Genomic DNA, 25,992 nt, shown 5'->3' with positions numbered 1-25,992 from the left:
ATCGCAACGAGGCTTGACTGCCATCCTACCAGAAGGTAGGTAGAGGGCATGAGCAACTTGTCTACCACCTCTGATGACATCCTGGCTTGTGCACGTTCACTGATCGTCGCTGGCGGCTACAACGGTTTCAGTTATGCCGACATCGCTGATGTGGTCGGGATCCGTAAGGCGAGCATCCATCACCATTTCCCAAGCAAGGTCGATCTGGTCCGAACGCTGGTTGCGCGGTATCGGGAGGAAGCTGAAGCGGGGCTGGCAAATGTCGAACTTCACGAATCCGATCCGCTCGAACAGTTGGGGATCTATGCCCGGTATTGGGAAGCCTGCATTGCGGACGTCAGCGCCCCGTTTTGCATCTGCGCGCTGTTGGCAAGCGAGCTCCCCGTTCTGCCCGAGGAAGTTGGCCTTGAGGTCCGGGCGCATTTCCGCTCCCTGTCGGCTTGGCTTACATCCGTGCTGGAGCGCGGCGCGCGACGCGGCCGATTTCAACTGGTGAGTACCCCTCGTGCCGAGGCTGAAGCGTTCATGGCGACTGTCCACGGCGCGATGCTTTCCGCACGGGCCTATGGCGACCCGAAGGTATTCGGCGTCGTGACAGGCCCGCTCCTGGAGCGGCTCGCTCCGCGTTCCCTCCAGATACGACCCTAAGACCTCAACGAACCATAGCCGTAATGGCTCTGCGACGTTCGTCGAGAGACCTACCTACTAGTCGAAAGGATGATCCAATGACGATTCACGATGGCGATCTTTCCCGCGCCAGCCAGGAACAATGGCTCAAGCTCTATTACTTCGCTCGGACGGCGTTCTCGGCTGTCTGGGTGGCGGCTGCCTTTACAGTGGGACAGCATTCCGGGGTGGTCGCGGCGGTTTTACTCGTGGCTTATCCTGCATGGGATGCCTTGGCCAATTTTGTCGACGCATCGCGCAGCGGAGGATTGGGACAGAATCGCACCCAGACCATCAACGTCGTGGTCAGTGTGGCGACAACGCTCGCGGTCGTTGTTGCGCTGAAGATGAGCATGAATTGGGTGCTCGGGGTGTTTGGCCTATGGGCGATCCTGTCCGGCCTGCTTCAACTCGGCACCGCTGTCCGCCGTTGGAAGAGCTCAGGTGCGCAGTGGGCGATGATCCTGAGCGGAGGGCAATCAGCACTGGCAGGCACGTTTTTCATCGCGCAGGCGCGGATGCCGATGCCGCCATCCATCGCCAACGTGGCCGGCTATGCCGCAGTAGGCGCCCTCTACTTCCTGGTTTCGGCGGTGTGGCTGAGCGTGAGCCAATTGCGGCGGAAAGTTGTATAGCGCGCCATCTTGAGCCAGCACCGACCCGACTGTCAGCTGCTAGCATCGGTTCGTCAAACAGAACGACCCGCCCTTACCCCTAAGGACTGAAAATGAGACCGATGTGTTCGGAATTTCACCAACCGGCTGGGGCTAGCCGCTCATCCAAGGCATCTCGATCGCGCCGAACGATACAGCGATCCCGAGGGCCATCAGCGCAATGCCCAAAGCAACTTCGAAGCGGCGGCCGCGCTGCAGCAGCTTCTCGACGAAGACGACCAGCGTCAACAGCAGCATCCAGGCGACGCTCATGATGCCCACCGCGACCAGCAAGGCAAACAGAGCCCAGCAGCAACCAAAGCAATAGAGTCCGTGCCGCAGCCCCATCTCGAGTGCGCCAACCCGGCCGTCGCGCCAATGCTGCGCAACGAAAGCGAGCGGCGAACGGCAATGGCTGAGGCAAATGTGCTTGAGGGTCGTGAATTGGTAGAGTCCGGCGACGCCAAGCGTCATACCGAGCGCGAGCGGCGCCCATTTCGAACGCTGAGGCGGATCGAGGCTCGTCGCAAACGCGCTTCCGAGCTGGACCAGGACATACACAAGAAGGCCCGCCGCCGCCCAGACGAGCATGTAGCCCGCGACGAATATCCACGCCGGGATAGCGACGTGCTGTTCGCGCCTGGCCTGCGCCGCTGCGAACATAAAGATCATGGGCGCGGCCGCCGGCAGCATCATAGCAGCCATCATCACCGTCCATACAGCAAGAAAGGCGGCGGCGCCGGCAAGCGACCAGCCGTCGGCGGCAATTCCGGCCGTCGCCATGCCGGCCATGCCTTCCATGCCCTCCATCCCGCCGCGCACCGCAATGCCCATAGGCATATCCATGCTGAGGGTCAGCGCCCACGCCGCCGCTGTTAGCACGACAAGCGATGCGAGAAGGCCGAGCGGCATGCCACGCAAATTCCGGAGCCGCCACGATTTCCCGGGGAACGCGTCAGGCATCGGCACGTCCCTAGTTCGGGCCGGTCCAGTCGAACGGAATGTGTTTGCTCGAGCGCGCCGTGCCCGTCCAGTCGAGCCCGAAGCCTTTGGTGCTCACCTCGACCGAACGCCCCCAGGTGGCAACCTGGCCCGGGCCGACCTCCGAGCCCGGCGGGTTGATCGTCTGCACCCGCTTGCCGGGTGGTGTCGTGGGACCTGAAAGCGCTTCCGCATGCCCGACGACGAGGCCAGGAATCTCGACCCGCCAGTTGGCAAGATCCCCCGCCACCTCGAAAGTGATCGGCACGAACTCCATGCCACGCATCTCGCCGATGTTGGCGGCAAAACCCGCCGGCCAGCCGCCAGCCTGCCCGCCGAAGATCGCCTGCAGGGCTTCACGTTGCCGTTCGTTCGCCTTCTCGTCGAGGTACATGCCCATCACGGCCTTTGCCTCGCCGGCCCATAGATTGCCTTCGAACTCTCCGAGCGCCACCAGCGACAGGCCGTCGAGCTTCACGTCGCCATACTGACCCTCGCGCACATGCCAGGCGAGCACACCCTGGCAATGATTGCCGGTCGGCCGCTGGGCGAACTCGCAAGGGCAAGGGATATCGCAGCTGCAGATGTCGAACCAGTCGCCTGCGAGCCGCCATTGAGGCACTGCATTCATGGCTCTTCCTCCCGGAATATAGAGCCATTTATACCTCGAAGGCGGTGCGCACTCCAGCAGTTAGTGCATCGCTCGCCGATTTTGGCGGCCTTGCCGCCGCAGACACAAGTCATAGCCGTCTTGATCCGCAACTGCGCGCAACAGAACCCAGCCGCCATCCAGTGCGACCACGGAAGTGGTTTTCTTGCTCCGTTCCATGTGATCGATGAGGTCGTGGGTAGGTTCGCGACGGGTCACCAAATACACAATCCGGCTGATGCTCGCTTGACCACGCTGCGGACTGACAACCTTCCGCAACACCGCTCGGTTGCCTGGTCACAACGACGTAGCGGGCTAATGCTAACGCCGGCTGCGATTGAGCTCCGCGACTTCACAAGCATTTATGGCTGCGTTCGGCAGGCAGTATCAAGAAATTAGGATCACTGGCGGAGAGGGAGGGATTCGAACCCCCGATGGGCTTGCACCCATGCCGCATTTCGAGTGCGGTGCATTCGACCACTCTGCCACCTCTCCGCGGTCATGGTCCGCCGTTGCCGGCGCGGCGCACTAGATAACGGCTGGACAGGCAGGTTACAAGGGCCAATCTGCCCCGGCGCCGCAGGTTCCCGTTCGTGCTTTCTTCAAGGCTCCGGTAGCCGCTGTTCGATATTTGGCGGACTGGGCTCAACTCATCCGCCTCTTGCCCGCGGCGCTTGCCTTGACTCAAGCCGAACCTTCGGTTAGGGACAGCGCGCAATCGGCGTGGAGGAATCTTCCGCGCCGCTTGTTTTTTGAACCCGCAGACTGACAAAAAGACGGCCGAACCGCCTGAAGCGGTTCATCAAGGCCGACCGAACAGCGAAAGGCAAAAAATGTTCGCAGTCATCAAAACGGGCGGCAAGCAGTATCGCGTTGCCGCCAACGATCTCCTGAAGATCGAAAAACTCGAAGCCAATGTCGGCGATATCGTCGAAATCGGCAATGTGCTCGCGCATGGCGAGGGCGAGAACGTCACGTTCGGCGCGCCGTTCGTCGATGGTGCGATGGTCACCGCCGAAGTCGTCGAGCAGGGCAAGAACCGCACCGTCATCGCCTTCAAGAAGCGCCGTCGGCAGAATTCGCGCCGCAAGATCGGCCATCGCCAGCTTTTGACCACCGTCAGGATCGCCGAGATCCTGCTGGGCGGCGCCAAGCCAGCGAAGAAGGCCGCCGCCAAGACCGAAGCGAAGGCCGAGGTTGCAGCCAAGACCGAGGCGAAGGCTGAAGCCGCGCCGAAGGCCGAAGCGAAGGCAGAGGCTGCGCCGAAGAAAGAAGCCAAGGCCGAGGCAAGTGAAGCCGCCGCGCCGTTGTTTAAGGCGCCGAAGGGCGAGCCGGATGACCTGACGGTGATCAAGGGCATCGGCCCGGTTGCCGCCGGCCAGCTCAACGAACAGGGCATCACCACCTTCGCCCAGATCGCCAAGCTGTCCGACAAGGATGTCGCCAAGATCGACGAGCACATGCCGTTCAGCGCCGACCAGATCAAGGACTGGCGCGAGCAGGCCAAGGAATTGGCGAAGAAGTAAAACGAACGGCGCAATCGTCGCCGGATCGGACTTGAAACGGAACGCGAACGCGTTCATAAGATCGTTTAGGCGCCTCGCGGCGCATCGGAGTAGTTAGATGGCACACAAGAAAGCTGGCGGATCGTCGCGCAATGGTCGCGACTCCCATTCCAAGCGGCTCGGCGTGAAGAAGTTCGGCGGCGAAGCCGTGATTCCGGGCAACATCATCATTCGTCAGCGTGGCACGACGTGGCATCCCGGCACCAATGTCGGCATTGGCACGGACCACACGCTGTTTGCGCTGGAAGCTGGCGCAGTCACCTTCAACAAAAAAGCCAATGGCCGAACCTACGTATCGGTGAACCCGATGACGAAGGCAGCGGAGTAGCCGGTTCCGCACGAGAACACCGGCACCCATCTCGGGACCGGTGTCTGGCCAAGCCAGGAAAAGGATCAGGGGAGATGGGTTTCCATCTCCCTTTTTCTTGCCTGGAGGACTTTGACATGGTTGCCGAAGCGGAAGACTCAGACGACGAAAGTTACACGATAGATTGCCCGGTGCTCGCGACCGAGCGGCTGGTCATGCGTGCCCCGCGTGAAGGCGACATCGAGCAATTGGTGGCGCTCGCCGACAACCGCCATGTCGCGGAAATGCTGGCTCGCATGCCGCATCCCTATGGCGAGGCGGAGGCACGCGCTTTCCTGGCCATGACGGCGTCGCGCCGGGCCGGAATCGCCTATGCGTTGACGCTGGCCGGCACCGAGACCTTCGTCGGCTGTGCCGGGCTCAACACTACGGATCGTGGGCTGGAGCTCGGCTACTGGATTGGCGAGCCGTACTGGAAACGCGGCTACGCGACGGAAGCGGCGCACGCACTGGTCGACCTTGCCTTCCAGAGAACCACGATCCAGGTGCTGCACGCCTCGACGCGGGTTATCAATCCGGCCTCGCGCCGGGTCATCCACAAATGCGGCTTCCAGTATGCCGGCCAGGGCATGCTGAATTCGATCGTTGCCGGCCAGGTGCCGGTCGAGCGCTACCGCCTCGACCGCAAGACCTGGACCAGCCTGCGGAACTGGGTGCATTTTTGATGGATGCGGCTCAGGCCATCTCGAGCCAGACCGGCAAGTGATCCGAACCGGCCACTTGCCGGTCGACCTACAGGCGCCTCAGCGATTTGGCAAGCGAAGCGCTGGTGAAGATGTAGTCGATGCGCTTGTAGCGGCTGGTATCGCCCGGCCGCTTGGGGTCGACCCAGGTGACGAGATCGGCGCAGGCAGCGCCGAGGCGTGTGGCGGCATCGATGGCGAGGTCGGCGGTCACCGGCATGCCAAATTCATGGTCAGGCTGGCCGGCGAGTTCGACGTGTTCCGGCGATCCGGCCAGCATGTTGAAGTCGCCCATAACGACGAAGGCTTCGGGACAAGGCAGATCCGGCAAGCCGATCTCGGCGACGCCGGAGAGCCCACCGCCATCGAGCGGGTAGTTCAACAGGCGCTGGCGCAGAAAGCGGATCTGGCTCAGGCGTTCAACCGGGCTGCGGTGGTCGAGATGGGTGGAATAGAAGCGGATCGAACCAAGCGGCGTTTCGATCAGCGCCTCCAGCGCGCCGCGCTGGAAGTTCATCGCCTCAAAACTGCGGCTGCGCGGCAAAAGGAGATTGCGCGACAGATGGATCGGCGTCCTCGACAGCACCATGTTGCCGAGCTGGAAGGTGGTCGTGATGGCGCGGCCGTTCTCCAGTCGCGAGCCGGCGTCGGCCTCGAAATTGCTGCCGTAGACGGCAAAATAGTCGGGCAGCGCCTCGCCGAGCTCGGCCACCATGTCGCGGCCGCCATTCTTCGGGTTGGCGCGGGTGACCTCCTGCAGCGCGATCAGTCGGCGCCGCGCACGGCATCGGCGATACGGCCGACATCATAGCGGCCATCGAGGCCGACGCCGTAGTGGATATTGTAAGTTACCAGCTTCATTCCGACATCTCGCGCTTAGAAAGCCGAGGATCGATTTTCGGCAAGGGTCAACCAAATGGCACGCGTCCAGAGCTACGCGCGACGCTACAGTAGCAAAAACGGCCCTCGCCCTTCGACCCGCCTTGGTTTAGAGCAATCCCGCAAAGCCAATAGCAGAAACCATACAATCCGATGAAATTTCTCGATCAAGCCAAGGTCTACATCCGCTCCGGCGACGGCGGCGCCGGTTCGGTGTCGTTTCGGCGCGAAAAGTTCATCGAGTTCGGCGGCCCGGACGGCGGCGATGGCGGCCGCGGCGGCGATGTCTGGGTCGAGGCGGTCGATGGGCTGAACACGCTGATCGACTATCGCTACCAGCAGCATTTCAAGGCCAAGACCGGGACGCACGGCATGGGCCGCAACATGACCGGCGCCAAGGGTGCCGACGTGACGCTGAAAGTGCCAGCCGGAACACAGGTCTTTGCCGAGGACAATGAGACACTGATCTGCGATCTGACGGTCGTCGGCCAGCGCTTTCTTTTGGCCAAGGGCGGCAATGGCGGCTTCGGCAACCAGCATTTCAAGACCTCGACCAACCAGGCGCCGCGCCGCGCCAACCCTGGACTGCCTGGCGAAGAGCTTAATATCTGGCTCAGGCTGAAGCTGATCGCCGATGCCGGCCTTGTCGGGCTGCCCAACGCCGGCAAGTCGACCTTCCTGGCGGCGGTCACCGCGGCCAAGCCGAAGATCGCCGACTATCCCTTCACCACGCTGCATCCGGGCCTTGGCGTGGCCCGCATCGACGGGCGTGAATTCGTCATCGCCGACATTCCCGGCCTGATCGAAGGCGCGCATGAAGGTGTCGGCATCGGCGACCGCTTCCTCGGCCATGTCGAACGCACGCGTGTCCTTCTGCATCTTGTCTCGGCGCAGGAAGAAAATCCCGCCAAGGCCTACAAGACCGTGCGCGCCGAACTCGACGCCTACGGCAACGGACTGACCGACAAAGTCGAGATCGTCGCGCTTTCCCAAGTCGACATACTCGACGCCGCCGCGCGCAAGACGAAAGCCGCCTCGCTGAAACGCGCCGCCGGCCGCGCGCCGATGCTGCTTTCGGCGGTCACCGGCGAAGGCGTCGAGGCGGTGTTGCGCGCGCTGATGGCTGTGGTGGCCGATGCGCGCGAGGCTGTCGCTGCGCCGGTCGAGACGCGCTGGAACACATAGCCATGGCCGCGCAATCGCTGAAAAATTATCGGCGCATTGCCGTCAAGATCGGCTCGGCGCTGCTTGTCGACCGCACGGCGGGCCTGAAGCGCGACTGGCTGGCCTCGCTTGCCAACGACATCGCCGTGCTGGCCAATGGCGGCGCCGAAATTCTCGTCGTGTCTTCCGGGGCGATTGCACTTGGCCGCACCATCCTCGACCTCGGCAAGCGAGCGCTGAAGCTCGAGGAGAGCCAGGCCGCTGCTGCCGTCGGGCAGATCGCTTTGGCCGGCGCCTGGTCGGATGCGCTCGGCAAGAATGGCTTGAAATCGGGCCAGATCCTGTTGACGCTCGGCGACACCGAAGAGCGCCGCCGTTATCTCAACGCGCGGGCGACGATCTCGACGCTGCTCAAGATGAAGGCGGTGCCGGTCATCAACGAGAACGACACGGTGGCCACCTCCGAAATCCGTTATGGCGATAACGACCGGCTGGCGGCGCGCGTCGCCACCATGATGGGCGCCGATCTACTGGTGCTGCTTTCCGACATTGACGGGCTCTACACGGCACCGCCGGGGCGCGATCTGCAAGCCCGGTTCATTCCGATCGTCGACCGCATCACCCCCGACATCGAGGCGATGGCGGGCGCCGCCGCTTCGGAATTGTCGCGCGGTGGCATGCGCACCAAGCTCGACGCCGGCAAGATCGCCACCGCAGCCGGTACCGCCATGATCATCACATCGGGCACGCGGCTGTCGCCGCTGCTGGCAATCGAGCGCGGCGAGCGCGCCACGTTCTTCCGGCCGAGCGCCAATCCGGTCAAAGGCTACAAGACCTGGATCGCCGGGCAGCTCGAACCGGCAGGACGGCTGACCGTCGATGCCGGCGCCATCGGCGCGCTGCTCTCCGGCAAGTCGCTGCTGCCGGCCGGTGTCAAACTTGTCAGCGGCAATTTTGCGCGTGGCGACACGGTGGCGATCCTGTCGCCCGAGGGCCGCGAGATAGCGCGCGGGCTGGTTGCCTATGATGCCGCCGATGCCGTAAGGATCGCGGGCCTGAAGACGACCGAGATCGAGACCGTGCTCGGCTACGAGGCGCGTTCGGCGATGATCCACCGCGACGACCTCGTGGTGAGCGGCGCGGCCGACGGAGATGCAGCCCGCCTTTGACGGCGCGCTACTGGTCAGGCTCATGCGGCCATTTGGGTGGGTTGCGATATCGATCCTGAAAGTCCTGGTATATCTTCAGAAGTTCGCTGCAACCTCCCAACTCCGCTTCGATGCCGGCCTTGGCACGTCGATCCACTTCGGCTTGGGGAACATCCTTGTCGTCTTCGACGACGAGATCGCGGATGAGCGCGTCAGTCGTCATTGCTTCTGCCCCTTTTTCCTCTTCCATCCTTTTTTTGAATTCCGCCTCAAGCCGAGCGCGCGGCCCACATCCATGCAACTCTTCAACAACGACGTCGATCTGGGAAAGCGGTGTCGGTGGCGCGCCGCAATAGCGCTCAGCGAGTGCGAGGGACATCATCGAGCTTACCATAAGCATGGCCTTGCCGTCGGGGCTCTCTCCGGGTTCAAACTTGTCGTCGCAGTAGTCGGCGGCACGGAGGCCTGTCGGTACGAGGATCGCGCCGAGAGCAACGAGGATTATAACTCTCTTCATTCTGCTTCCTCAAATTTGCGGCCATTGCCGGGAAGGCTGGCCGCGTGTAAATCCACCAGCGTCACTGGATCGGTCAAATGCTGAACAAACACCAAGGCGATGATGTAGCCAGTTTGATGGCACGGATAGGCCGCAAGGCGCGCGCTGCCGCCCGACCGCTGGCCATTGCGAACACTGCCGCCAAGAATGCCGCGCTCCTCGCCATGGCCGACGCCATCATCGCCCGTGAGCAGGACATTCTCGATGCTAACGCCATCGATGTTTCGAATGGTCACGAATCCGGGCTTTCCGCCTCCTTCATGGACCGGCTGAAGCTCGATCCGGCCCGCATCCGCGCCATGGCAGACGGTATCCATGAAATCGCCGAGTTGCGCGATCCAGTCGGCGACGTCATTGCGGCATGGGACCGGCCGAACGGGTTGCATATCGAACGGGTGCGCACGCCGCTCGGCGTCGTCGGCGTCATCTATGAGAGCCGGCCTAACGTGACCGCCGATGCCGGCGCGCTCTGCCTCAAGGCGGGCAATCCGGTGATCCTGCGCGGCGGTTCGGATTCGGCGAATTCTTCCGCCGCGATCCATGCCTGCCTGGTCGAGGGGCTGAAGGCAGCCGGGCTGCCGGAGGATGCCATACAATTGGTGCCGACCACCGATCGCGCCGCCGTCGGCGAAATGCTGAAAGGGCTTTCCGGCAATCTCGAAGTCATCATTCCGCGCGGCGGCCGCAGCCTGGTCGAGCGTGTGCAGAACGAGGCGCGGGTGCCGGTGTTCGCCCATCTCGAGGGCATCTGCCATCTCTATATCGACCGATCGGCCGATCTCGACATGGCGGTCAAGATCGCGGTCAATGCCAAGATGCGGCGCACCGGGGTGTGTGGTGCTGCCGAGACGCTGCTGGTCGACCGTGCCGTCGCCGCCACGCACCTGGTGCCGATCCTCGAGGCCCTACAGGCGGCAGGCTGCGAGATCCATGCCGATACCGAGGTGCTGAAGCTTTATGCCGATGCCCAGCCGGCGAGCGATGCAGACTGGGTGACCGAATACCTCGACGCCATCATTGCTGTGAAGCTGGTCGACGGCATTGGCGGCGCCATCGAGCATATCGAGAATTTTTCCTCGCATCACACCGAGGCGATCATCGCCGAGGATGCAAACGCCGTCGAACGGTTCCTCAACGAGATCGATTCGGCGATCCTTCTGCACAACGCCTCGACGCAGTTTGCCGATGGCGGCGAGTTCGGCATGGGCGCCGAGATCGGCATCGCCACCGGCAAGATGCATGCACGCGGGCCGGTCGGCGTCGAGCAACTGACCTCGTTCAAATACCGCGTACGCGGGTCGGGACAGGTGAGGCCTTGAGTCCGTTCGCAGTCAGAGCCTGAGAGGCGTGCGCCCAGCCACCCCCCTCTGTCCTGCCGGACATCTCCCCCGCAAGGGGGGAGATCGGATGTCGCATATACTTTCGCCAATTTTCGATGTCGAACTAAGGGCGCCGGGGATGAAGCTGACAATCTCCCCCCTTGCGGGCGAGATGCCCGGCAGGGCAGAGGGGGGTGCCTGACGCATGCTTGCCTTGTCCGAACATGCCATATCCTCCCGCTACCTCAAGATGCCGCATGCCGGGAAAGGCGTGGCGGTCGGGCTTTTCGGCGGCTCGTTCAACCCGCCGCACGCTGGCCATGCGCTGGTCGCCGAGATCGCACTCAGACGCCTTGCGCTCGATCAGCTGTGGTGGATGGTGACACCCGGCAATCCGCTCAAGAATGCCGGAGACCTGGCGCCGCTGGCCGAGCGGCTGCAGCTATCCGAAAAGATCGCGAAGAACCCAAAGATCAAGGTCACCGCATTCGAGGCGGCCCACCGCGTCCGCTTCACAGCGGACACGCTGGCGCTGGTCAAGGCGCGAAATCCGGGCGTCGATTTCGTCTGGATCATGGGCGCCGACTCGCTTCGCGACTTCCATCGCTGGCAGCGCTGGCGCCGCATCGTCATGACGTTCCCGATAGCGGTGGTTGACCGGCCAGGCGCGACGCTGTCGTTCCTGTCGTCGGTGGTCGCCAAGACGTTCGACTATGCCCGCGTCGACGAGGGCGACGCACCACTGCTCGCCCGCATGGACGCGCCGGCCTGGACCTTCATCCACGGGCCGCGTTCGTCGCTGTCGTCCAGCGCGATCCGCAAGGTGGCAAAGGGCTGAGCCAACACGGAGGGCAAGACCGCTGATGTCGCTTTTGCCGCTGCCTCGACCAGCTTGATGGGCGATCCTCGGTCATGACGATTCTCGAGCGCGACCAGGACAAGAACGGTCTAGGGCAGCCGGCGCCGGCGATCGCCATTGCCAGCATCCTCTTGTCGATGGCGCTGATCGCCGTCGGCAACGGGCTGATGTTCGCTTATATCCCGGTCCGGCTCGGCGCCGAGGGCTTCGATCCGACATGGGCGGGACTGATCGTCACCGGCCTTTCGGCTGGCGGCCTCGCCGGCTGTATCCTGACCGGGCCGCTGGTGCGGCGTGTCGGCCATGCTCGCGTGTTCATGGTGCTGTCGGCACTGATAGTGCTGTCCAATGCCGCGGTGGGCGCCGGGCCCCACCCATTGCCATGGATCGCGGCACGGGCGCTCTACGGCTTTGCCATATGCGGCCTGTTCATCGTCGCGCAAAGCTGGCTGAACGATGTCGTCGCCAACGCCATCCGCGGCCGGGTCATGGCTATCTTCTACGTTGCCTATGTCGCCGGGCTCGGCGTCGGCTATTCGACACTGGCGTTGATCGATATCCGCGCGGCCGACGCGCCGCTGATCGGCATTGCCTTCACCGCGCTGTCGATCCTTCCCGTCGGGCTGACGCGGCTCGCGCAGCCGCCGGCGCCGCAAGCGGCCTCCGTGGCGCTCGGCAGGGCCTGGCGGATCTCACCGGTCGGCGTTGCCGGCATGCTTGCCGTCGGCGGCCTGTCGATGACCATTTCGGGTTTTGCGCCAATCCATGCCACCGCCAAGGGCTACAGCCAGGCCGACGTCGCCTTGCTGCTTTCGGCAATGCCGGTCGGCACGCTGATCCTGCAGATTCCGCTCGGCTGGATTTCCGACCGCACCGACCGGCGCTTTGTGCTGATCGCGGCGTCGGCGCTTGCCGCCGCGGCGGGCCTGTTTGCCCTCGGTTTCGACGGTGGCGCGCTGGCGGCGCTGCTCGTCATCTACGTCGTCTGGGACGGCGCCTCGGAATCGATCTACTCTCTGGCCAGCGCCCATGCCGGCGACCGCGCCGGCAAGGACGATATGGTGGCGCTGTCGAGCTCGCTCTTGTTTGCCTGGTCGCTGTCCGGCTTCGTCGTGCCCGGCATTGTGACCGGGCTTTCCGCCATCTACGGCACGCAGGCCTTCATCTATGTGGCAATCATCATTGCCGCCGCCTATTGCCTGTTCGTTCTTTGGCGGGTCGTCATGGTGCGGCCGGTGCCCGCCACCGAGACCGGCAGTTTCGCGCCGATGACGGCGCAGGCGCCGTTGCCCGTCGATCTCGCCTTCGCGCCCGAAGGTCAGCGCGGGCGCGGAGAGCTTTGAACGCCCTCCAGCTGGTTTCAAATGCTTTATTGCCGTGTGGCTGAGGCATCGGGCTGCGGCGCTTTCGGCGCCGGCGCCGGGACCGAAAGGCCCTCGGCATCGAACGCCTGCTTGACATTCTTGGTGAGGTCGATCTGGGCGGCGAAGAAGTCGGCGGCTGCCGTCCAGTAGCGCAAGGTGATGGTGACGGTGCTATCGCCGACGGTTGCGACAAAGGCGATCGGCGCCGGCTGCCGCCTGACACGCCGGTCGGCGGCGGCAACGCCAAGCATGGTCTTTTGCGCGAAATCGATGTCGTTCCACGAGCCGATGCTGAGCGTGATGTCGCCGCGGCGCACGCCGTTGCGGGTGAAATTGCGGACCGGCTGGTTCCACAGGGTCGAGTTGGGTGCAAGCACGTAGACGCCCTCGACCGTTCTCAGCGTAGTGGCAAACAGCCCGATCTCCTCGACAGTACCGGATATGGCGCCGACTTCGACATATTCCCCGATGCGGAACGGCCGCAGCGCCAGGAGCATGATACCGGCGGCAATGTTCTGCAGCGTGCCTTGCAGCGCCAGGCCGATGGCCAGGCCGGCAGCACCGATAGCGGCAATGATCGAAGCCGTCTGCACGCCGAACTGGCCGAGAACCATGATCACGACCAGTCCCAGGATGGCGTAGCGGACGACCTGCGAGAAGAAATGGCGGAGCGTTTCGTCGAAACCGTGAACGTGGCCGAGGCCGGCGTAGATCGAACGCTCGGCGAGGCCGGCGACGATGTAGCCGATGACCAGCAGGATGACGGCGCCGACCGCCGAAAGCGAGTAGGAGACGATCAGCGTACTGAGTTGCGCAAGGCCGGATTGAACAGTGAGGAGAGCGTTCTGGGGATCGATCGGCATGTCGGGATTCCGGTTCGTGGATGAGCCGATAACCGCTGCGGGGCGAGGCGGTTCCGAATTTCTCGCCCGGAAAGCCCGATATTCGGCCGCTGCCGGGCGCCTGCTTGCGAGCGGTGTCTTGAAACTGCAACCTAACTCTGCCTATCTAAGCAGTGTCACCTGATTTCATAGGTGATTTGGTTGTTCTTGCTGCGAAAGGAAATACACTGAGAACAGCACTTCGGAAGAAGGCCGACATCGTGCCTTCGCCGGCCGGGATCAGCGTAAACGACGCCGTGTCCCGCGCCATCAAGACAGTCCTTGCCAGTCTGGAAGACTCCAAGGCCGAAAACATCGTCTCAATCGACATTCAGGGGAAATCGAGCCTCGGCGACTACATGGTCGTCGCATCGGGTCGATCGCACCGTCATGTCTCGGCTGTTGCCGATCATCTCCTCAAGGCGCTCAAGGATGCCGGGCTCGGCACGGCGCGCGTCGAGGGGCTGGCTGGCGCCGACTGGGTCCTGATCGATTCGGGCGACATCATCGTCCATGTCTTCCGTCCCGAGGTCCGCGACTTCTACAATCTCGAAAAGATGTGGCAGGCGCCTGATCTCGAGGAGGAGACCCTCCACTGAGCCGTATTCGTCTTGATGCATGTCGTTGTCCGACATGCATCAGCGGCTCTTCGAGGCAAGGATGAAGATTACCGTTCATGCCGTGGGCCGAATGAAAGCCGGCCCCGAGAAGCAGTTGGCCGATCGCTATTTCGAGCGTTTTGCCAAGAGCGGTCCTGCCGTAGGCCTCGAATTCGCCGGGATCGTCGAGATTGCCGAAGGCCGCGCGCAGACGGCCAATGAGCGCCGGCGCGAGGAAGGCCTGAAGCTGCAGACGCACTTGCAGCCGGGCACGGCGCTGATGCTGCTGGATGAGCGCGGCAAGAACCTTTCCTCCGAGGATTTCGCCGGCCGCATAGGTTCGCTGCGCGATGGCGGGCGCAAGGCGCTGGTGATTGCCATTGGCGGCGCCGACGGCCATGACCAGTCGCTGCGCGACCTGGCTGATCTGACGGTGTCGCTCGGCGCGCTGACCTGGCCGCATCAGCTGGTCCGCGTGATGCTGGGCGAGCAGCTTTACAGGGCGGCCACGATCCTTTCCGGCCACCCCTACCATCGTTCATGAAGTCGGCTTGGTCGGCGAATTGATGCCAGCCGCCCGGATTTTTGCCCCAATGCTCATCGACAGTTTGGGCGCATGGGGTTTGCGGATGGCGGCCGGGGCTCGAACATGGTTGATGGTTCGTTAACGAAGCCGCGCATAGAGTTAGGCTTCAATGTCTGAAGACTGGAAATCACGAACGGGCTCCTGGCGCGTACGCTACGGCATCGCCGTGGCGACGATCGCGCTTTCGCTCGGCGTCGCGCGGGCCGAGAACACGCTCGACCTGGCGCCCGACCCGGACCAGAGCCGCGCCGAATACGAAAAAGTATCGAAAGAGATCACGCTGTCGTCCGAGCGGCTGGCCAAGCTCGCCGCCGACATAGCAGCGGTCAAGAAGGACCACGCCTCGATCACCGCGGCGCTGATCCAGTCGGCGATGACCGAGCAGAAGCTCGGCCAGGACATCGAGGACATTGGCGGCAAGCTGGAAGGGCTGAAGGCGCAGGAGCAGAAGATCCGCGCCTCACTGGCCGCCAGACGCGACGTTCTGGCCGAAGTGCTCGGCGCGCTGCAGCGCATGGGGCTCAATCCGCCGCCGGCGATCCTGGTCAAGCCGGAGGACGCATTGTCGTCGGTGCGCAGCGCCATCCTGCTCGGTGCCGTGGTGCCGGAACTGCGCCAGCAGACCGACATGTTGCTGGCCGATCTCAAGGAGCAGTCGCGGGTGACGGCCTCGATCGAGGCCGAGCGGGCGCGGCTGACGGCAGCGGTCGGCGAGCAGGCGGCGGAAAAAAAGCGGCTCGGCATGCTGCTCGAAGCCAAGCAGAAGCTCGCCGCCGATACGCAAACCGCGCTGGCCGCCGAAAAGCAGCGATCCGCGACGCTGGCGGCCAAGGCCGGCAGCCTGAAAGAACTGATCGCATCGCTCGAGGCCGACAGGGCCCGCAAGGCGGCGGATGCGGCCAAGGCAGCCGAGCAAAAGACCGCGGACGCCGACAAGGGCCCGGCATCGGCTGCGGCGCCGACGGAATTGGCCTCGCTGCCGGTGCCGGAGAGCAACAGGCTCACCGCTGCCGCGCCGTTTTCCGCGCTTCAAGGGCAGATCGCGCTGCCGGTCACCGGCAGGATCAAGCGGCGCTTCGGGGCCAACGACGGTAACGGCGCGGTGATGCTCGGTGACATGGTTGCGACACAATCGGGAGCCATCGTCACAGCGCCGGCGGATGGAAATGTGCTTTATGCGGGGCCTTTCCGCTCTTACGGTCAACTCTTGATCCTGAATGCGGGTGACGGCTATCATGTCGTCCTGGCGGGGATGAGCAGAATCAGCGTCGCGTCTGGCCAGTCGGTGCTCGCAGGTGAGCCGGTCGGCGCGATGGGAGAGGCCCGGGTGGCGAGCACCTCGGCATCGAAGAATGGAAATGCCACGCCGGAGCTCTATGTCGAGTTCCGCAAGGATGGAAAACCCGTCGATCCGGCCCCATGGTGGGCGGACCGTTTTTCTGGAAGGACGTGAATGATGCGGAAACTGTCGCTTCTGTTTGCCGGTGCGCTAATGGGTGCATCGGCGATGAGCCTGGTCTATGGCGCGCCCGGCTCGACGGCGAAGGCTGCGGGCTCCGAGACCTATAAGCAACTGGCGATCTTCGGCGACATCTTCGAACGGGTGCGGGCGAATTATGTGACACCGCCCGACGACAAGTCGCTGGTTGAAAATGCCATCAACGGCATGCTGTCCTCGCTCGACCCGCACTCCTCCTACATGAACGCCGAAGAAGCGCAGGACATGCGCGTGCAGACCAAGGGCGAGTTCGGCGGCCTCGGCATCGAGGTCACCATGGAGAACGATCTGGTCAAGGTAATCACGCCGATCGACGATACGCCGGCCGCCAAGGCAGGCGTGCTCGCCGGCGACTATATCGCCAAGATCGACGGCGAGGAGGTTCGCGGCCTGACCCTCAACGACGCCGTCGAGAAGATGCGCGGGCTGGTCAATACGCCGATCAAGCTCACCATCCTGCGCCAGGGCGCCGACAAGCCGATCGAACTGACCGTCGTGCGCGATATCATCAAGGTCAAGGCGGTCAAGTTCCGGGTCGAAAACGACATCGGTTACATGAAGATCACCTCCTTTACCGAAAAAACCTATGACGACCTCGAGAATGCCATCGACACCATCAAGAAGCAGGTGCCGAACGACAAGCTCAAGGGCTACGTGCTCGACCTGCGCCTCAATCCGGGCGGTTTGCTCGACCAGGCGGTGAGCGTGTCGGATGCCTTCCTCGACCGTGGCGAGATCGTCTCGACGCGCGGCCGCGATCCGAAGGACGTCACCCGCTTCGACGCGCGGGCCGGCGACGACATCGGCGGCAAGCCGCTGATCGTGCTCGTCAACGGCGGCTCGGCCAGTGCCTCGGAAATCGTCGCCGGCGCGCTGCAGGATCTGCGCCGCGCCACAGTGGTCGGCACGCAGTCCTTCGGCAAGGGTTCGGTGCAGACCATCATCCCGCTTGGCGAGAACGGGGCGCTGCGGCTGACGACGGCGCTCTATTACACGCCGTCCGGCAAGTCGATCCAGGGCAAGGGTATCACGCCCGACATCAAGGTCGACCAGCCGCTGCCGGCGGAACTGCAGGGCAGGGACCTAACGCGCGGCGAATCCGACCTCAAGGGCCACATCAAGGGCGCCGACGAAGGCACGACCGGTTCGGGTTCGGCAGCCTATGTGCCGCCGGAACCGAAGGACGATTTGCAGCTCATCTTTGCCGAGCAGCTGCTGCGCGGCCAGAAGACCGATCCGGCGTTCCCGCCGAATCCGCAAAAGGCCGTGTTGAACCAGTAAGGACGGGCAAGCCGGGCCAAACAGGTCTGGCTGCCTGAGCGAAGCGATGCGATGCTGCCGGGGCCGCGAGGCTCCGGCAGTTTGATTCGGGGCTGCGGCCGGCATGTTGCGCGTCCAGTGAAGCAAGGGGACGCGCCGACATTTTGGATTTTGCGCCTCCGGAGAAGGTTTTACTTCGGGGATGCACGCCGGGGGTGCGGGCTTGGCTGATATCGGCAAGGACATAGAACGACCGCTCGGACAGGCGATCCGGCCGTCGCGCTCAGGCAGCGGGATCAGCGCCGGTGCGGTCGCGGCCGCACTTGTCGTGCTGTCCGTGGTCGGCGTTTCCAGCGCGATCGCCTTGCGCGACAAGCCGTTCCGGAGGCTGCAAGAAGTAGCCGTTTCGGCGCCAAAGACGCCGGCGGCGGCGGATACCGCCGTGGCGCCGGCCAAGGCGACGCCCGACGTGGCAGCGCCAAGCAACGCAAGTGGGGCCAATATAAGCGAGCCGAAGACGGGCGGTCCGCAGATCATCCATGTCCAGACCAAAGAGGGCGACGGTCCACCCGAGGCGGCCATCGTCATTCGCGACCCTTCGACGATCGGCCAGAACCTCAGGATCGCGCACATTCCCGACAAGGCCCTGATCGAGGCCAGCGAGACCGGTCCGCTGCCGATCCGCGCCGCCGACGGCCGGCGCCCATTCGATGTCTATGCGCGGCCGTGGTCCGGGGCTCGCGGCGCACGCGTGGCGCTCGTCATCGGCGGTCTTGCCGTGTCGCAGACCGGCACGCAGGCAGCCATCGCCAAGCTGCCGGCGGAAGTGACGCTGGCCTTCGCGCCGCAAGGCAACAGCATCGGCCGCTGGATGCAGGTGGCGCGGCAGAGCGGCCATGAGGTCATCATGCAGGTGCCGCTCGAGCCGTTCGACTATCCGAACGTCGACTCCGGCCGCAACACGCTGACCGTGGCTGCGACGCCGGACGAGAATTTGAAGAATTTACGCTGGGCGCTGTCGCGAACGACCAACTACACCGGCGTCATGAACTATATGGGCGCCCGCTTTTCGGCCGACGCGACGGCGATGGGGCCGCTGATGGCCGAGCTTGGCAAGCGTGGCCTGGCCTATGTCGACGACGGTTCGTCGGCGCGCAGCCTGGCACCCGAACTGGCGCTGAAGGACGGCGTACCGTTCGTCGGCGGCGATACGGCGATCGACGCGGTGCAGGACCGTGGCGCCATATTGAAGAAACTGGATGGGCTGGAAGCGACAGCGCGTGCGAAAGGGTTTGCCGTAGGCATCGGCTCGGCCTTCGACCTGACGGTGGATACCGTGTCTTCCTGGGTGACCGAGGCCAAGAAGCGCGGCATCGAGATCGTGCCGGTTTCGGCGGTGGCGATAGATCCGGAAAAAGGCTGAGATGGCAAAGAACAAGCTCGTTGACCCCGAGACGCTACCCTACCGGCCCTGCGTAGGGGTGATGGTCCTCAATGGCGACGGCCTGGTCTGGGTCGGCCGTCGCATTGCCGAGCCGGACAGCGAATTCGCTGGAACGACGCAGCTCTGGCAGATGCCGCAGGGCGGCATCGACAATGGCGAGGAGCCGCTGCCCGCGGCGGAGCGCGAGCTCTACGAAGAGACCGGCATGCGCTCGGTGTCGCTGCTGGCCGAGGCGCCGCACTGGATCAACTACGATCTGCCGGCGCATCTGGTCGGCGTCGCCTTCAAGGGACGATATCGCGGCCAGACGCAGAAATGGTTTGCCTTCCGTTTCCACGGCGACGAAAGCGAGATCGAGATCAATCCGCCGCCGGGTGGCCACAATGCGGAGTTCGACCGGTGGGCGTGGCGGCCGATGCTGGAATTGCCGGGTCTGATCGTGCCGTTCAAGCGCAAGGTCTACGAGGACGTGGTGGCAGCGTTCCGGCACCTGGTGGCGTAGCCGCCGGCCTTCCGCTAAAACAGGTCGGCATGAACGATATCTCCAGCAAATCTCTTCCGCTGACCGTCACCCTGGGCGAACCGATCAGCGAAGCCGCGGCGGGGGCGATCCTGACCATCGATCTCGGCGCCGTCCGTGAGAACTACCGGCGGCTGAAGGCGCGGCTGGACGGCGTCGGCTGTGCTGGAGTGGTCAAGGCCGACGGTTACGGGATTGGCGCGGCGCCGGTAGCCGCCGCACTGATGGCTGAGGGCTGTAATACTTTCTTTGTTGCGCATTTGGCCGGCGGCATCTTGCTGCGCAAGGCGCTCGGCTCAGACCCGGCCATTTATGTGCTGAACGGCATTCCGCCGGGTGCGGAAACGGAAGCGGTTGCGGCAGGGCTTTGCACCGTCGTCAACAGCGCCAGCCAACTCGCGGCATGGCGCGAGATGGCCGGGCGGGTGGGCCGTAAGTTGCCGGCCGCCGTCCAGGTCGACAGCGGCATGTCGCGGCTCGGCATGACGCCGTCCGAGGTGAAAGCCGTGGCGCACGATCCGCAGGCCTTCGACGGTGTCGAACTGACATTCATGATGAGCCATCTCGCCTGCGCCGACGAACCCGAGCAACCGGCCAACGAGCGGCAGCGGCTGGAATTCGAACGGCTGCGCCGGATGCTGCCGGAGGCGCCGGCTTCGCTTGCCAATTCATCGGGCATTTTTCTCGGGCAGCGCTATCACTACGACCTCGTCCGTCCGGGTGCCGCTCTCTATGGCATCAATCCGACGCCGGCGAAGGACAATCCGATGCTGCCGGTGGTGCGATTGCAAGCCAAGGTCATCCAGACGCGGATATTGGAGGCCGGCGCCGGTGTCGGCTACGGCCACACTTTCCATGCTAAGACCCCGCTTGCCGCGGCGACCATTTCGCTCGGCTATGGCGATGGCTGGCATCGACGCGCCGCTTCTGTCGCCTGGTTCGAAAATGTGCGGCTGCCCTTCGTCGGCCGGATTTCGATGGATACGATCATCCTCGACATTTCCGCACTGCCGCCCGGCAGGCTGCAGGCCGGCGACCTCGTCGAACTCATCGGGCCGTCGTCGCAGACGGTGGACCAAGTAGCCGGCCAGGCCGGCACCATCGGCTATGAGGTCTTGACCAGCCTCGGCCACCGTTCCCACCGGCGCTATGTGAATGGCTAGGACGCAAGCTTGTTGTCCTCACGCATGTCTTTTCCCTAAGCATCGGCACTTGGCTGACGCCACAGAATCCGGCAGACAGAAGGCGGCGATGATCCCGCTCTCGAATCCCGACGAGGTGCCGCCGCGGAGAACCAAACGATGAAGATCTTCGTGCTGGGCGGCGGCGTGGTCGGGGTCACCACCGCCTATTTTCTTGCCGAGGCCGGCCATCAGGTGACGGTGATCGATCGCCAGAAAGGCCCGGCGCTGGAAACCAGCTTTGCCAATGCCGGCGAGATCTCGCCCGGCTATGCCTCGCCCTGGGCCGGGCCCGGCGTTCCGCTGAAGGCCATCAAATGGCTTTTGATGAAGCACGGTCCACTGGTGGTGCGACCGGCCCTCGATCCGCATATGTGGATATGGCTGGTCAAGATGCTGCGCAATTGCACGGCTGAACGCTACGCGCTGAACAAGGCGCGCATGGTGCCGCTGGCCGAGTACAGTCGCGACACGCTGAAGGCGCTGCGCGAGGCGACCGGCATCGCCTACGACGAGCGCGCCAAGGGCACGCTGCAGCTCTTCCGAACGCAAAAGCAGCTCGACGGCGTCGGCGGCGATGTCGAGGTGCTGAAGACCTATGGCGTCCCCTACGAGGTCCTCGACCCCGACGGCTGCATTGCGGCCGAGCCTGGGCTGGCCGGCGTGCGCGAAAAATTCGTCGGTGGCCTGCGGTTGCCGGGCGACGAAACCGGCGACTGCAAGATGTTCACCGACAGGCTTGCCGAGCTTTGCGCGGCACGCGGCGTCACCTTCGAATACGACACGGAGATACGGCGCGTCGTCAAGAAGCGCGATCGCATCACCAATATCAGCACCAGCAAGGGCTGGATGGTCGCTGATGCCTATGTGATGGCGATGGGCAGCTATTCGGCGTGGTTCATGCGCATGCTGAAGCGGCCCATCCCGGTCTATCCGGTCAAGGGCTATTCGATCACCCTGCCGATCAAGGACGCCGCCGCCGCACCCGTCTCGACCGTGATGGACGAGAGCTACAAGGTAGCGATCACCCGGCTCGGCGACCGTATCCGGGTCGGCGGCACAGCGGAGATTTCCGGCTTCGACCTGCGGCTGCACGAATCGCGGCGGCGCACGCTCGAACATTCGGTCGGCGACCTGTTTCCGGGCAGCGGCGACATGCGGTCGGCGACCTTCTGGTGCGGGCTGCGGCCGATGACACCGGACGGGCCGCCGCTGATCGGCCGCACAGATTTCTCCAATCTCTATCTCAATACCGGCCATGGCACACTCGGCTGGACCATGGCCTGCGGCTCGGCCAAGGTTCTGGCCGACATCATCTCCAGCCGGGTGCCAGACATCGACGTCGGCGATCTCGGGCCGGGACGATACGCCAAGTAAGACCCCAGCAGCCTAAGACGCCAGCGGCCGATAGGCTTCACGCGAACAAACCCCTGTCCCGTTCGACGGCCTTGGTGATGAAGCTCGAGACGATCTGGACGCGGCGCAGCGGCCTGACCGATTCATGATAGACCAGCCAGTAGGCGCGGCGGATGGGTGCGACGATATCGAGGGGCACCAGCTCCGGCATCGAGCGGGCAACGAAGGTGTGCAGTATGCCGATGCCGGCACCGGAACGCACCGCTTCGGCCTGGCCGAGCGCTGAGGAAATGGCGAAGCTGGTGCGCCAGTCGGCGCTGAATTCGGCCGCGTAGTCGAGCGAGGGACTGACGATCAGGTCCGGCACGTAGCCGATCAGCGTATGCTGGCCTAGCTCGGCGGCGGTTCCGGGCAGGCCATGCGTGTCGGCATAGGCCCGCGACGCGAACAGGCCGAGCGTGTAGTCGACCAGCTTTCCCGCCACCAGGCGGCCTTCCGTCGGCCGTTCGACGGTGATGGCAATGTCGGCCTCGCGCCGGGACAAAGAGAAGGAGCGTGGCACCGGCACGAGCTGGATGGTGAGCTCACGGTGTAGAGCGGTCAGCGCGCCGAGGCGCCTGGCCAAGAAGGCGACGCCAAAACCGTCCGGCGCGCCGATGCGCACGGTGCCCGAGACGTCGTCGCCTTCGCCTGAAACAGTCGAGCGCGCGGCGATCATGTCGCCCTCCATGCGTTCGGCGATCTCGAGGAAACGCTCGCCCGCCGGCGTCAGCTCGCTGCCGGTGGTAAGCCGGCGAAACAGTTTTGTCCTGAGCGCATCCTCGAGGGCGGCAATGCGGCGCGAGACGGTCGCGTGATTAAGCTCCAGCCGCCTGGCAGCGCCCAGGATCTGGCCGGCCCGCGCCACGGCAAGGAAGATGCGGGCATCATCCCAGTTCATCGGGATGGTCCGGATGATAACGATTACAGCAGCGCTCTACGGCGCCCCCCTCTGTCCTGCCGGGCATCTCCCCCACTTGGGGGGAGATCGGCCGGCCGCTCCGGCGGCGACTTTCTTGCAACGTTGCTGGTTGGCGAAAGCGGATATGACAGCCGATCTCCCCCCAAGTGGGGGAGATGTCCGGCAGGACAGAGGGGGGCGCGAAGAAACTCAATTTCTCAATCCCATGGCGTACACCGCACATCTCTACCATTTGCGCGATTTAATGCACAGGCACCGCTCGCACTCTATTTTCTGCACAACGGTTGCGTTTTCGCTCGCGTTGCCATCGCTCCCGCAAAGGCGGACAATGCCTCATCACGAACCAGGGAGAGAGATCATGATCGAATACGGTCATTTCATCGGCGGCAAGCGCGTCGCCGGAACCAGCGGCCGCAAGCAGGACGTCATGCAGCCGATGGATGGCACAGTGCGCGGCACGGTGGCGTTGGCGTCGCAGGCGGAATTGCGCGCGGCGGTCGAAAACGCCAAGGCGGCACAGCCTGGCTGGACGGCGACCAATCCGCAGCGGCGCGTACGCGTCCTGATGCGGTTTCTCGAGCTGGTCGCCAAGGAGTATGACGCGCTAGCCGAGATATTGGCGCGCGAACACGGCAAGACCATCGCCGACGCCAAGGGCGACATCCAGCGCGGCCTCGAAGTGGTCGAGGTCTGCATCGGTGCGCCGCATATGATGAAGGGCGAGTTCACCGATGGCGCCGGCCCCGGCATCGACGTCTATTCGATGCGCCAGCCGCTCGGCGTCGTCGCCGGCATCACGCCGTTCAATTTTCCGGCGATGATCCCGCTGTGGAAGATCGCGCCGGCCATCGCCTGCGGCAATGCCTTCATTCTCAAGCCGTCCGAGCGCGATCCGGGCGTGCCGATGCGGATTGCCGAACTGTTCATCGAGGCCGGCCTGCCTGCCGGCATCCTTAACGTCGTCAACGGCGACAAGGAAGTGGTCGACGCCATCCTCGACGATCCCGACATCAAGGCTATCGGATTCGTCGGCTCGACACCGATCGCCCAGTACATCTATTCGCGCGGCTGCGCGGCCGGCAAGCGCGTGCAGTGCTTCGGCGGCGCCAAGAATCACATGATCATCATGCCGGATGCCGACATGGACCAGACCGTCGACGCGCTGATCGGCGCCGGCTACGGCTCGGCCGGCGAGCGCTGCATGGCGATCTCGGTGGCCGTCCCGGTCGGCAACGACACCGCCAACCGGCTGATGGAAAGACTGGTGCCGCGCGTCGAGAGCCTGAAGGTCGGTCCGTCGACGGATTCTTCCGCCGATTTCGGCCCGCTGGTCACGGCGCAGGCGCTGGAGCGGGTCAAGGGTTATGTCGATATCGGAGTCAAGGAAGGTGCCAAGCTGGTCGTCGACGGCCGCGGCTTTTCCATGCAGGGCTACGAGAACGGCTACTACATGGGCGGCTGCCTGTTCGACAACGTGACCGCCGACATGCGCATCTACAAGGAAGAGATCTTCGGGCCGGTGCTGTCGGTGGTGCGCGCGCCAACCTACGAGAACGCCATCAAGCTCGCCAACGAGCACGAAATGGGCAATGGCGTCGCCATCTTCACCCGCGACGGCGATGCGGCGCGCGACTTCGCCTCACGGGTCCAGGTCGGCATGGTCGGCATCAATGTGCCGATCCCGGTGCCGATCGCCTACTACACCTTTGGCGGCTGGAAGGCGTCCTCCTTCGGTGACCTCAACCAGCACGGGCCGGACGCGTTCCGCTTCTACACCAAGACAAAGACGGTAACGTCGCGCTGGCCGTCCGGCGTGAAGGATGGCGCCGAGTTCGTCATCCCGACGATGAATTAGCCGGACGGTTCTCTGTCTGTGCGTCCTCGCCTTCGGCTTCGGGCGCGCGGGCGGCGTGAAGGATGGTGCCGAGTTCGTCATCCCGACGATGAATTAGCCGGACGGTTCTCTGTCTGTGCGTCCTTGCCTTCGGCTTCGGGCGCGCGGGCGGCGTGAAGGATGGTGCCGAGTTCGTCATCCCGACGATGAACTGATCCAAATCGCGGAAAGCAGACAAGGCCCGGGCACCAAGCTCGGGCCTTTTTGTCGCGGTCTTCATCGGCATGAACACTAATGTGATGGAACCAAGAAGGCAGCAATCTTCTTAGGTTGCAGTCCTGCCGCGAAGGACACGCTGGCAGATCAACCAACGGCGCTGGTGACGGCTCCGGGGGATATCGTCCGGCGCAAAGGAGGTGTCAGATGACACGTCTCATGGCGACTATAGCTTGCGCTGCGATGGCGCTTTCCGCCGTCCCGGCAATGGCTGCCGAGCAATGTGCGGCACGCGCCGATATGGTCAAGGCGCTCGGCGAGAAGTTTCATGAAAACCCTAGCGCGGTCGGCGTCGTCAATCCGAATGTGGTGCTTGAAGTCTTCGTTTCCGACAAAGGCACATGGACCATCCTCGCCAGCGACACAAAAGGTCAAAGCTGCGTGATTTCAGTCGGCGAAGGCTGGGAGAGCGCGATGACGATAGCGGCGCTGCCAGGCACCTGAAGTAGGCCTTTCCTATTCACCTGGCCGCAGCCTCGGCACGGTAGCCGGGCAGCGGCCTTATTCTCGGCGACCTTGAAACGGATCTCCCCGCGCCCGCTTAAGGCGCGCATCGCTTGCTATTTTTCGTTAGCGATACCATATATCGAACATAGCGAGAACATCCAGAATCGTTCCCGCTGACGGCAGACCGGAACACGGAAAGGAGCGACGCGATGATGACGCCGGAACCGGCCTGGATCGCTCCGGCAAAATGAGGCCGTCAATCACCTCCCTTTGCCGGATCGTGATGGCAAAGGAGG

Annotated in this window: 25 protein-coding genes, 1 tRNA gene and 1 pseudogene; 20 read left to right on the top strand and 7 right to left on the bottom strand. The window is 63.9% G+C overall.

Going from position 1 to position 25,992, the window contains the following annotated elements; genetic code table 11:
* Positions 1-48: 48 nt before the first annotated feature.
* Together NKG60_RS19670 and NKG60_RS19665 are read left to right on the top strand one after the other, a co-directional pair.
* On the top strand, positions 49-648 hold the full coding sequence (locus NKG60_RS19670) for a TetR/AcrR family transcriptional regulator (protein WP_352669429.1): 600 nt from the start codon (positions 49-51) through the stop codon (positions 646-648).
* 77 nt (positions 649-725) lie between these two features.
* Positions 726-1,301 (top strand): DUF308 domain-containing protein, encoded by a 576-nt coding sequence (locus tag NKG60_RS19665; RefSeq protein WP_352669426.1) that lies wholly within the window; start codon positions 726-728, stop codon positions 1,299-1,301.
* 132 nt (positions 1,302-1,433) lie between these two features.
* Here the strand turns inward: NKG60_RS19665 and NKG60_RS19660 are convergent, their stop codons facing one another.
* From NKG60_RS19660 to NKG60_RS19650, 3 genes are all read right to left on the bottom strand, one after another.
* Positions 1,434-2,231 (bottom strand): DUF2182 domain-containing protein, encoded by a 798-nt coding sequence (locus NKG60_RS19660; RefSeq protein ID WP_352666087.1) that lies wholly within the window; start codon positions 2,229-2,231, stop codon positions 1,434-1,436.
* 61 nt (positions 2,232-2,292) lie between these two features.
* Positions 2,293-2,931 (bottom strand): DUF1326 domain-containing protein, encoded by a 639-nt coding sequence (locus NKG60_RS19655; protein WP_352666088.1) that lies wholly within the window; start codon positions 2,929-2,931, stop codon positions 2,293-2,295.
* Between the two features lie 423 nt (positions 2,932-3,354).
* A tRNA-Ser gene (locus NKG60_RS19650) sits at positions 3,355-3,444 on the bottom strand.
* A gap of 338 nt (positions 3,445-3,782) precedes the next feature.
* On the opposite strand from NKG60_RS19650, the gene NKG60_RS19645 reads away from it, so the two are divergent.
* From NKG60_RS19645 to NKG60_RS19635, 3 genes are all read left to right on the top strand, one after another.
* Entirely contained in the window at positions 3,783-4,475 is a 693-nt protein-coding gene (locus NKG60_RS19645; protein ID WP_352865584.1) for a 50S ribosomal protein L21, read from the top strand.
* 97 nt (positions 4,476-4,572) lie between these two features.
* On the top strand, positions 4,573-4,842 hold the full coding sequence (rpmA, locus tag NKG60_RS19640; protein ID WP_023678077.1) for a 50S ribosomal protein L27: 270 nt from the start codon (positions 4,573-4,575) through the stop codon (positions 4,840-4,842).
* A 116-nt stretch (positions 4,843-4,958) separates the two neighbouring features.
* Positions 4,959-5,546 carry a GNAT family N-acetyltransferase gene (locus NKG60_RS19635; protein ID WP_352666090.1) on the top strand — a complete coding sequence of 196 codons (588 nt, stop codon included), beginning with the start codon at positions 4,959-4,961 and terminating at the stop codon, positions 5,544-5,546.
* A 67-nt stretch (positions 5,547-5,613) separates the two neighbouring features.
* On the opposite strand, the pseudogene NKG60_RS19630 reads toward NKG60_RS19635, so the two are convergent.
* Positions 5,614-6,425 (bottom strand): annotated as a pseudogene (locus tag NKG60_RS19630) (endonuclease/exonuclease/phosphatase family protein).
* A gap of 171 nt (positions 6,426-6,596) precedes the next feature.
* Between NKG60_RS19630 and obgE the strand changes: the two are divergent.
* Both obgE and proB read left to right on the top strand, forming a co-directional pair.
* The gene (obgE, locus tag NKG60_RS19625; RefSeq protein ID WP_352465645.1) at positions 6,597-7,628 is read left to right on the top strand and encodes a GTPase ObgE; all 1,032 of its coding nucleotides are present in this window, start codon (positions 6,597-6,599) and stop codon (positions 7,626-7,628) included.
* 2 nt (positions 7,629-7,630) lie between these two features.
* The gene (gene proB / locus NKG60_RS19620) at positions 7,631-8,776 is read left to right on the top strand and encodes a glutamate 5-kinase (protein WP_352666091.1); all 1,146 of its coding nucleotides are present in this window, start codon (positions 7,631-7,633) and stop codon (positions 8,774-8,776) included.
* 7 nt (positions 8,777-8,783) lie between these two features.
* Here proB and NKG60_RS19615 read toward each other — a convergent pair whose 3' ends face one another.
* Complete coding sequence (locus NKG60_RS19615; protein ID WP_352975364.1) at positions 8,784-9,137, bottom strand: hypothetical protein; 354 nt, start codon at positions 9,135-9,137, stop codon at positions 8,784-8,786.
* Positions 9,138-9,349: 212 nt separating this feature from the next.
* Between NKG60_RS19615 and NKG60_RS19610 the strand changes: the two genes are divergently transcribed.
* From NKG60_RS19610 to NKG60_RS19600, 3 genes are all read left to right on the top strand, one after another.
* Complete coding sequence (locus NKG60_RS19610; RefSeq protein ID WP_352666093.1) at positions 9,350-10,630, top strand: glutamate-5-semialdehyde dehydrogenase; 1,281 nt, start codon at positions 9,350-9,352, stop codon at positions 10,628-10,630.
* A gap of 250 nt (positions 10,631-10,880) precedes the next feature.
* Entirely contained in the window at positions 10,881-11,468 is a 588-nt protein-coding gene (locus NKG60_RS19605; protein WP_352666237.1) for a nicotinate-nucleotide adenylyltransferase, read from the top strand.
* Positions 11,469-11,542: 74 nt separating this feature from the next.
* On the top strand, positions 11,543-12,832 hold the full coding sequence (locus NKG60_RS19600; protein WP_352666094.1) for an MFS transporter: 1,290 nt from the start codon (positions 11,543-11,545) through the stop codon (positions 12,830-12,832).
* Positions 12,833-12,858: 26 nt separating this feature from the next.
* On the opposite strand, the gene NKG60_RS19595 is transcribed toward NKG60_RS19600, so the two are convergent.
* Positions 12,859-13,716, bottom strand: a complete 858-nt coding sequence (locus tag NKG60_RS19595) for a mechanosensitive ion channel family protein (RefSeq protein WP_352666095.1) — start codon at positions 13,714-13,716, stop codon at positions 12,859-12,861.
* Positions 13,717-13,955: 239 nt separating this feature from the next.
* Between NKG60_RS19595 and rsfS the strand changes: the two genes are divergently transcribed.
* The 8 genes from rsfS to NKG60_RS19555 all read left to right on the top strand — a co-directional run bounded on the left by rsfS (position 13,956) and on the right by NKG60_RS19555 (position 22,199).
* Complete coding sequence (gene rsfS, locus NKG60_RS19590) at positions 13,956-14,333, top strand: ribosome silencing factor (RefSeq protein ID WP_023678068.1); 378 nt, start codon at positions 13,956-13,958, stop codon at positions 14,331-14,333.
* Between the two features lie 61 nt (positions 14,334-14,394).
* Complete coding sequence (gene rlmH, locus NKG60_RS19585; RefSeq protein ID WP_352666096.1) at positions 14,395-14,877, top strand: 23S rRNA (pseudouridine(1915)-N(3))-methyltransferase RlmH; 483 nt, start codon at positions 14,395-14,397, stop codon at positions 14,875-14,877.
* A gap of 151 nt (positions 14,878-15,028) precedes the next feature.
* On the top strand, positions 15,029-16,372 hold the full coding sequence (locus tag NKG60_RS19580) for a murein hydrolase activator EnvC family protein (protein ID WP_352450875.1): 1,344 nt from the start codon (positions 15,029-15,031) through the stop codon (positions 16,370-16,372).
* Positions 16,373-17,698 (top strand): S41 family peptidase, encoded by a 1,326-nt coding sequence (locus NKG60_RS19575; RefSeq protein ID WP_352489210.1) that lies wholly within the window; start codon positions 16,373-16,375, stop codon positions 17,696-17,698.
* Between the two features lie 202 nt (positions 17,699-17,900).
* Positions 17,901-19,100, top strand: a complete 1,200-nt coding sequence (locus NKG60_RS19570) for a divergent polysaccharide deacetylase family protein (protein WP_352975362.1) — start codon at positions 17,901-17,903, stop codon at positions 19,098-19,100.
* Position 19,101: 1 nt separating this feature from the next.
* Positions 19,102-19,623, top strand: coding sequence for an RNA pyrophosphohydrolase (locus NKG60_RS19565; RefSeq protein WP_352666098.1), 522 nt, complete (start codon positions 19,102-19,104; stop codon positions 19,621-19,623).
* A gap of 29 nt (positions 19,624-19,652) precedes the next feature.
* Positions 19,653-20,804, top strand: coding sequence for an alanine racemase (alr, locus tag NKG60_RS19560; protein ID WP_352975360.1), 1,152 nt, complete (start codon positions 19,653-19,655; stop codon positions 20,802-20,804).
* A 66-nt stretch (positions 20,805-20,870) separates the two neighbouring features.
* Positions 20,871-22,199, top strand: a complete 1,329-nt coding sequence (locus NKG60_RS19555; protein ID WP_352666238.1) for a D-amino acid dehydrogenase — start codon at positions 20,871-20,873, stop codon at positions 22,197-22,199.
* A gap of 37 nt (positions 22,200-22,236) precedes the next feature.
* Here the strand turns inward: NKG60_RS19555 and NKG60_RS19550 are convergent, their stop codons facing one another.
* Positions 22,237-23,118, bottom strand: coding sequence for a LysR family transcriptional regulator (locus NKG60_RS19550; RefSeq protein ID WP_352666100.1), 882 nt, complete (start codon positions 23,116-23,118; stop codon positions 22,237-22,239).
* Positions 23,119-23,497: 379 nt separating this feature from the next.
* On the opposite strand from NKG60_RS19550, the gene NKG60_RS19545 reads away from it, so the two are divergent.
* The gene (locus NKG60_RS19545; protein WP_352666101.1) at positions 23,498-24,994 is read left to right on the top strand and encodes a CoA-acylating methylmalonate-semialdehyde dehydrogenase; all 1,497 of its coding nucleotides are present in this window, start codon (positions 23,498-23,500) and stop codon (positions 24,992-24,994) included.
* 402 nt (positions 24,995-25,396) lie between these two features.
* Positions 25,397-25,693 carry a hypothetical protein gene (locus NKG60_RS19540; protein ID WP_352450871.1) on the top strand — a complete coding sequence of 99 codons (297 nt, stop codon included), beginning with the start codon at positions 25,397-25,399 and terminating at the stop codon, positions 25,691-25,693.
* The last annotated feature ends 299 nt before the right edge of the window (positions 25,694-25,992 follow it).

The sequence above is a fragment of the Mesorhizobium sp. M1428 genome (assembly GCF_040317515.1).
In the GTDB taxonomy this organism is placed as follows: domain Bacteria; phylum Pseudomonadota; class Alphaproteobacteria; order Rhizobiales; family Rhizobiaceae; genus Mesorhizobium.
The sequence above is the reverse complement of the archived record's forward strand: the minus strand, read 5'-3'. Positions and strand labels throughout refer to the sequence as shown.

What these genes read in the sequence shown, in the direction of transcription:
- NKG60_RS19670 (WP_352669429.1), top strand. Translation starts at nt 49, where the DNA reads ATGAGCAACTTGTCTACCACCTCTGATGACATCCTGGCTTGTGCACGT.
- NKG60_RS19665 (WP_352669426.1), top strand. Translation starts at nt 726, where the DNA reads ATGACGATTCACGATGGCGATCTTTCCCGCGCCAGCCAGGAACAATGG.
- NKG60_RS19660 (WP_352666087.1), bottom strand. Translation starts at nt 2,231, where the DNA reads ATGCCGCTCGGCCTTCTCGCATCGCTTGTCGTGCTAACAGCGGCGGCG.
- NKG60_RS19655 (WP_352666088.1), bottom strand. Translation starts at nt 2,931, where the DNA reads ATGAATGCAGTGCCTCAATGGCGGCTCGCAGGCGACTGGTTCGACATC.
- NKG60_RS19645 (WP_352865584.1), top strand. Translation starts at nt 3,783, where the DNA reads ATGTTCGCAGTCATCAAAACGGGCGGCAAGCAGTATCGCGTTGCCGCC.
- rpmA (WP_023678077.1), top strand. Translation starts at nt 4,573, where the DNA reads ATGGCACACAAGAAAGCTGGCGGATCGTCGCGCAATGGTCGCGACTCC.
- NKG60_RS19635 (WP_352666090.1), top strand. Translation starts at nt 4,959, where the DNA reads ATGGTTGCCGAAGCGGAAGACTCAGACGACGAAAGTTACACGATAGAT.
- obgE (WP_352465645.1), top strand. Translation starts at nt 6,597, where the DNA reads ATGAAATTTCTCGATCAAGCCAAGGTCTACATCCGCTCCGGCGACGGC.
- proB (WP_352666091.1), top strand. Translation starts at nt 7,631, where the DNA reads ATGGCCGCGCAATCGCTGAAAAATTATCGGCGCATTGCCGTCAAGATC.
- NKG60_RS19615 (WP_352975364.1), bottom strand. Translation starts at nt 9,137, where the DNA reads ATGATGTCCCTCGCACTCGCTGAGCGCTATTGCGGCGCGCCACCGACA.
- NKG60_RS19610 (WP_352666093.1), top strand. Translation starts at nt 9,350, where the DNA reads ATGCTGAACAAACACCAAGGCGATGATGTAGCCAGTTTGATGGCACGG.
- NKG60_RS19605 (WP_352666237.1), top strand. Translation starts at nt 10,881, where the DNA reads ATGCCGCATGCCGGGAAAGGCGTGGCGGTCGGGCTTTTCGGCGGCTCG.
- NKG60_RS19600 (WP_352666094.1), top strand. Translation starts at nt 11,543, where the DNA reads ATGACGATTCTCGAGCGCGACCAGGACAAGAACGGTCTAGGGCAGCCG.
- NKG60_RS19595 (WP_352666095.1), bottom strand. Translation starts at nt 13,716, where the DNA reads ATGCCGATCGATCCCCAGAACGCTCTCCTCACTGTTCAATCCGGCCTT.
- rlmH (WP_352666096.1), top strand. Translation starts at nt 14,395, where the DNA reads ATGAAGATTACCGTTCATGCCGTGGGCCGAATGAAAGCCGGCCCCGAG.
- NKG60_RS19580 (WP_352450875.1), top strand. Translation starts at nt 15,029, where the DNA reads ATGTCTGAAGACTGGAAATCACGAACGGGCTCCTGGCGCGTACGCTAC.
- NKG60_RS19575 (WP_352489210.1), top strand. Translation starts at nt 16,373, where the DNA reads ATGATGCGGAAACTGTCGCTTCTGTTTGCCGGTGCGCTAATGGGTGCA.
- NKG60_RS19565 (WP_352666098.1), top strand. Translation starts at nt 19,102, where the DNA reads ATGGCAAAGAACAAGCTCGTTGACCCCGAGACGCTACCCTACCGGCCC.
- alr (WP_352975360.1), top strand. Translation starts at nt 19,653, where the DNA reads ATGAACGATATCTCCAGCAAATCTCTTCCGCTGACCGTCACCCTGGGC.
- NKG60_RS19550 (WP_352666100.1), bottom strand. Translation starts at nt 23,118, where the DNA reads ATGAACTGGGATGATGCCCGCATCTTCCTTGCCGTGGCGCGGGCCGGC.
- NKG60_RS19545 (WP_352666101.1), top strand. Translation starts at nt 23,498, where the DNA reads ATGATCGAATACGGTCATTTCATCGGCGGCAAGCGCGTCGCCGGAACC.
- NKG60_RS19540 (WP_352450871.1), top strand. Translation starts at nt 25,397, where the DNA reads ATGACACGTCTCATGGCGACTATAGCTTGCGCTGCGATGGCGCTTTCC.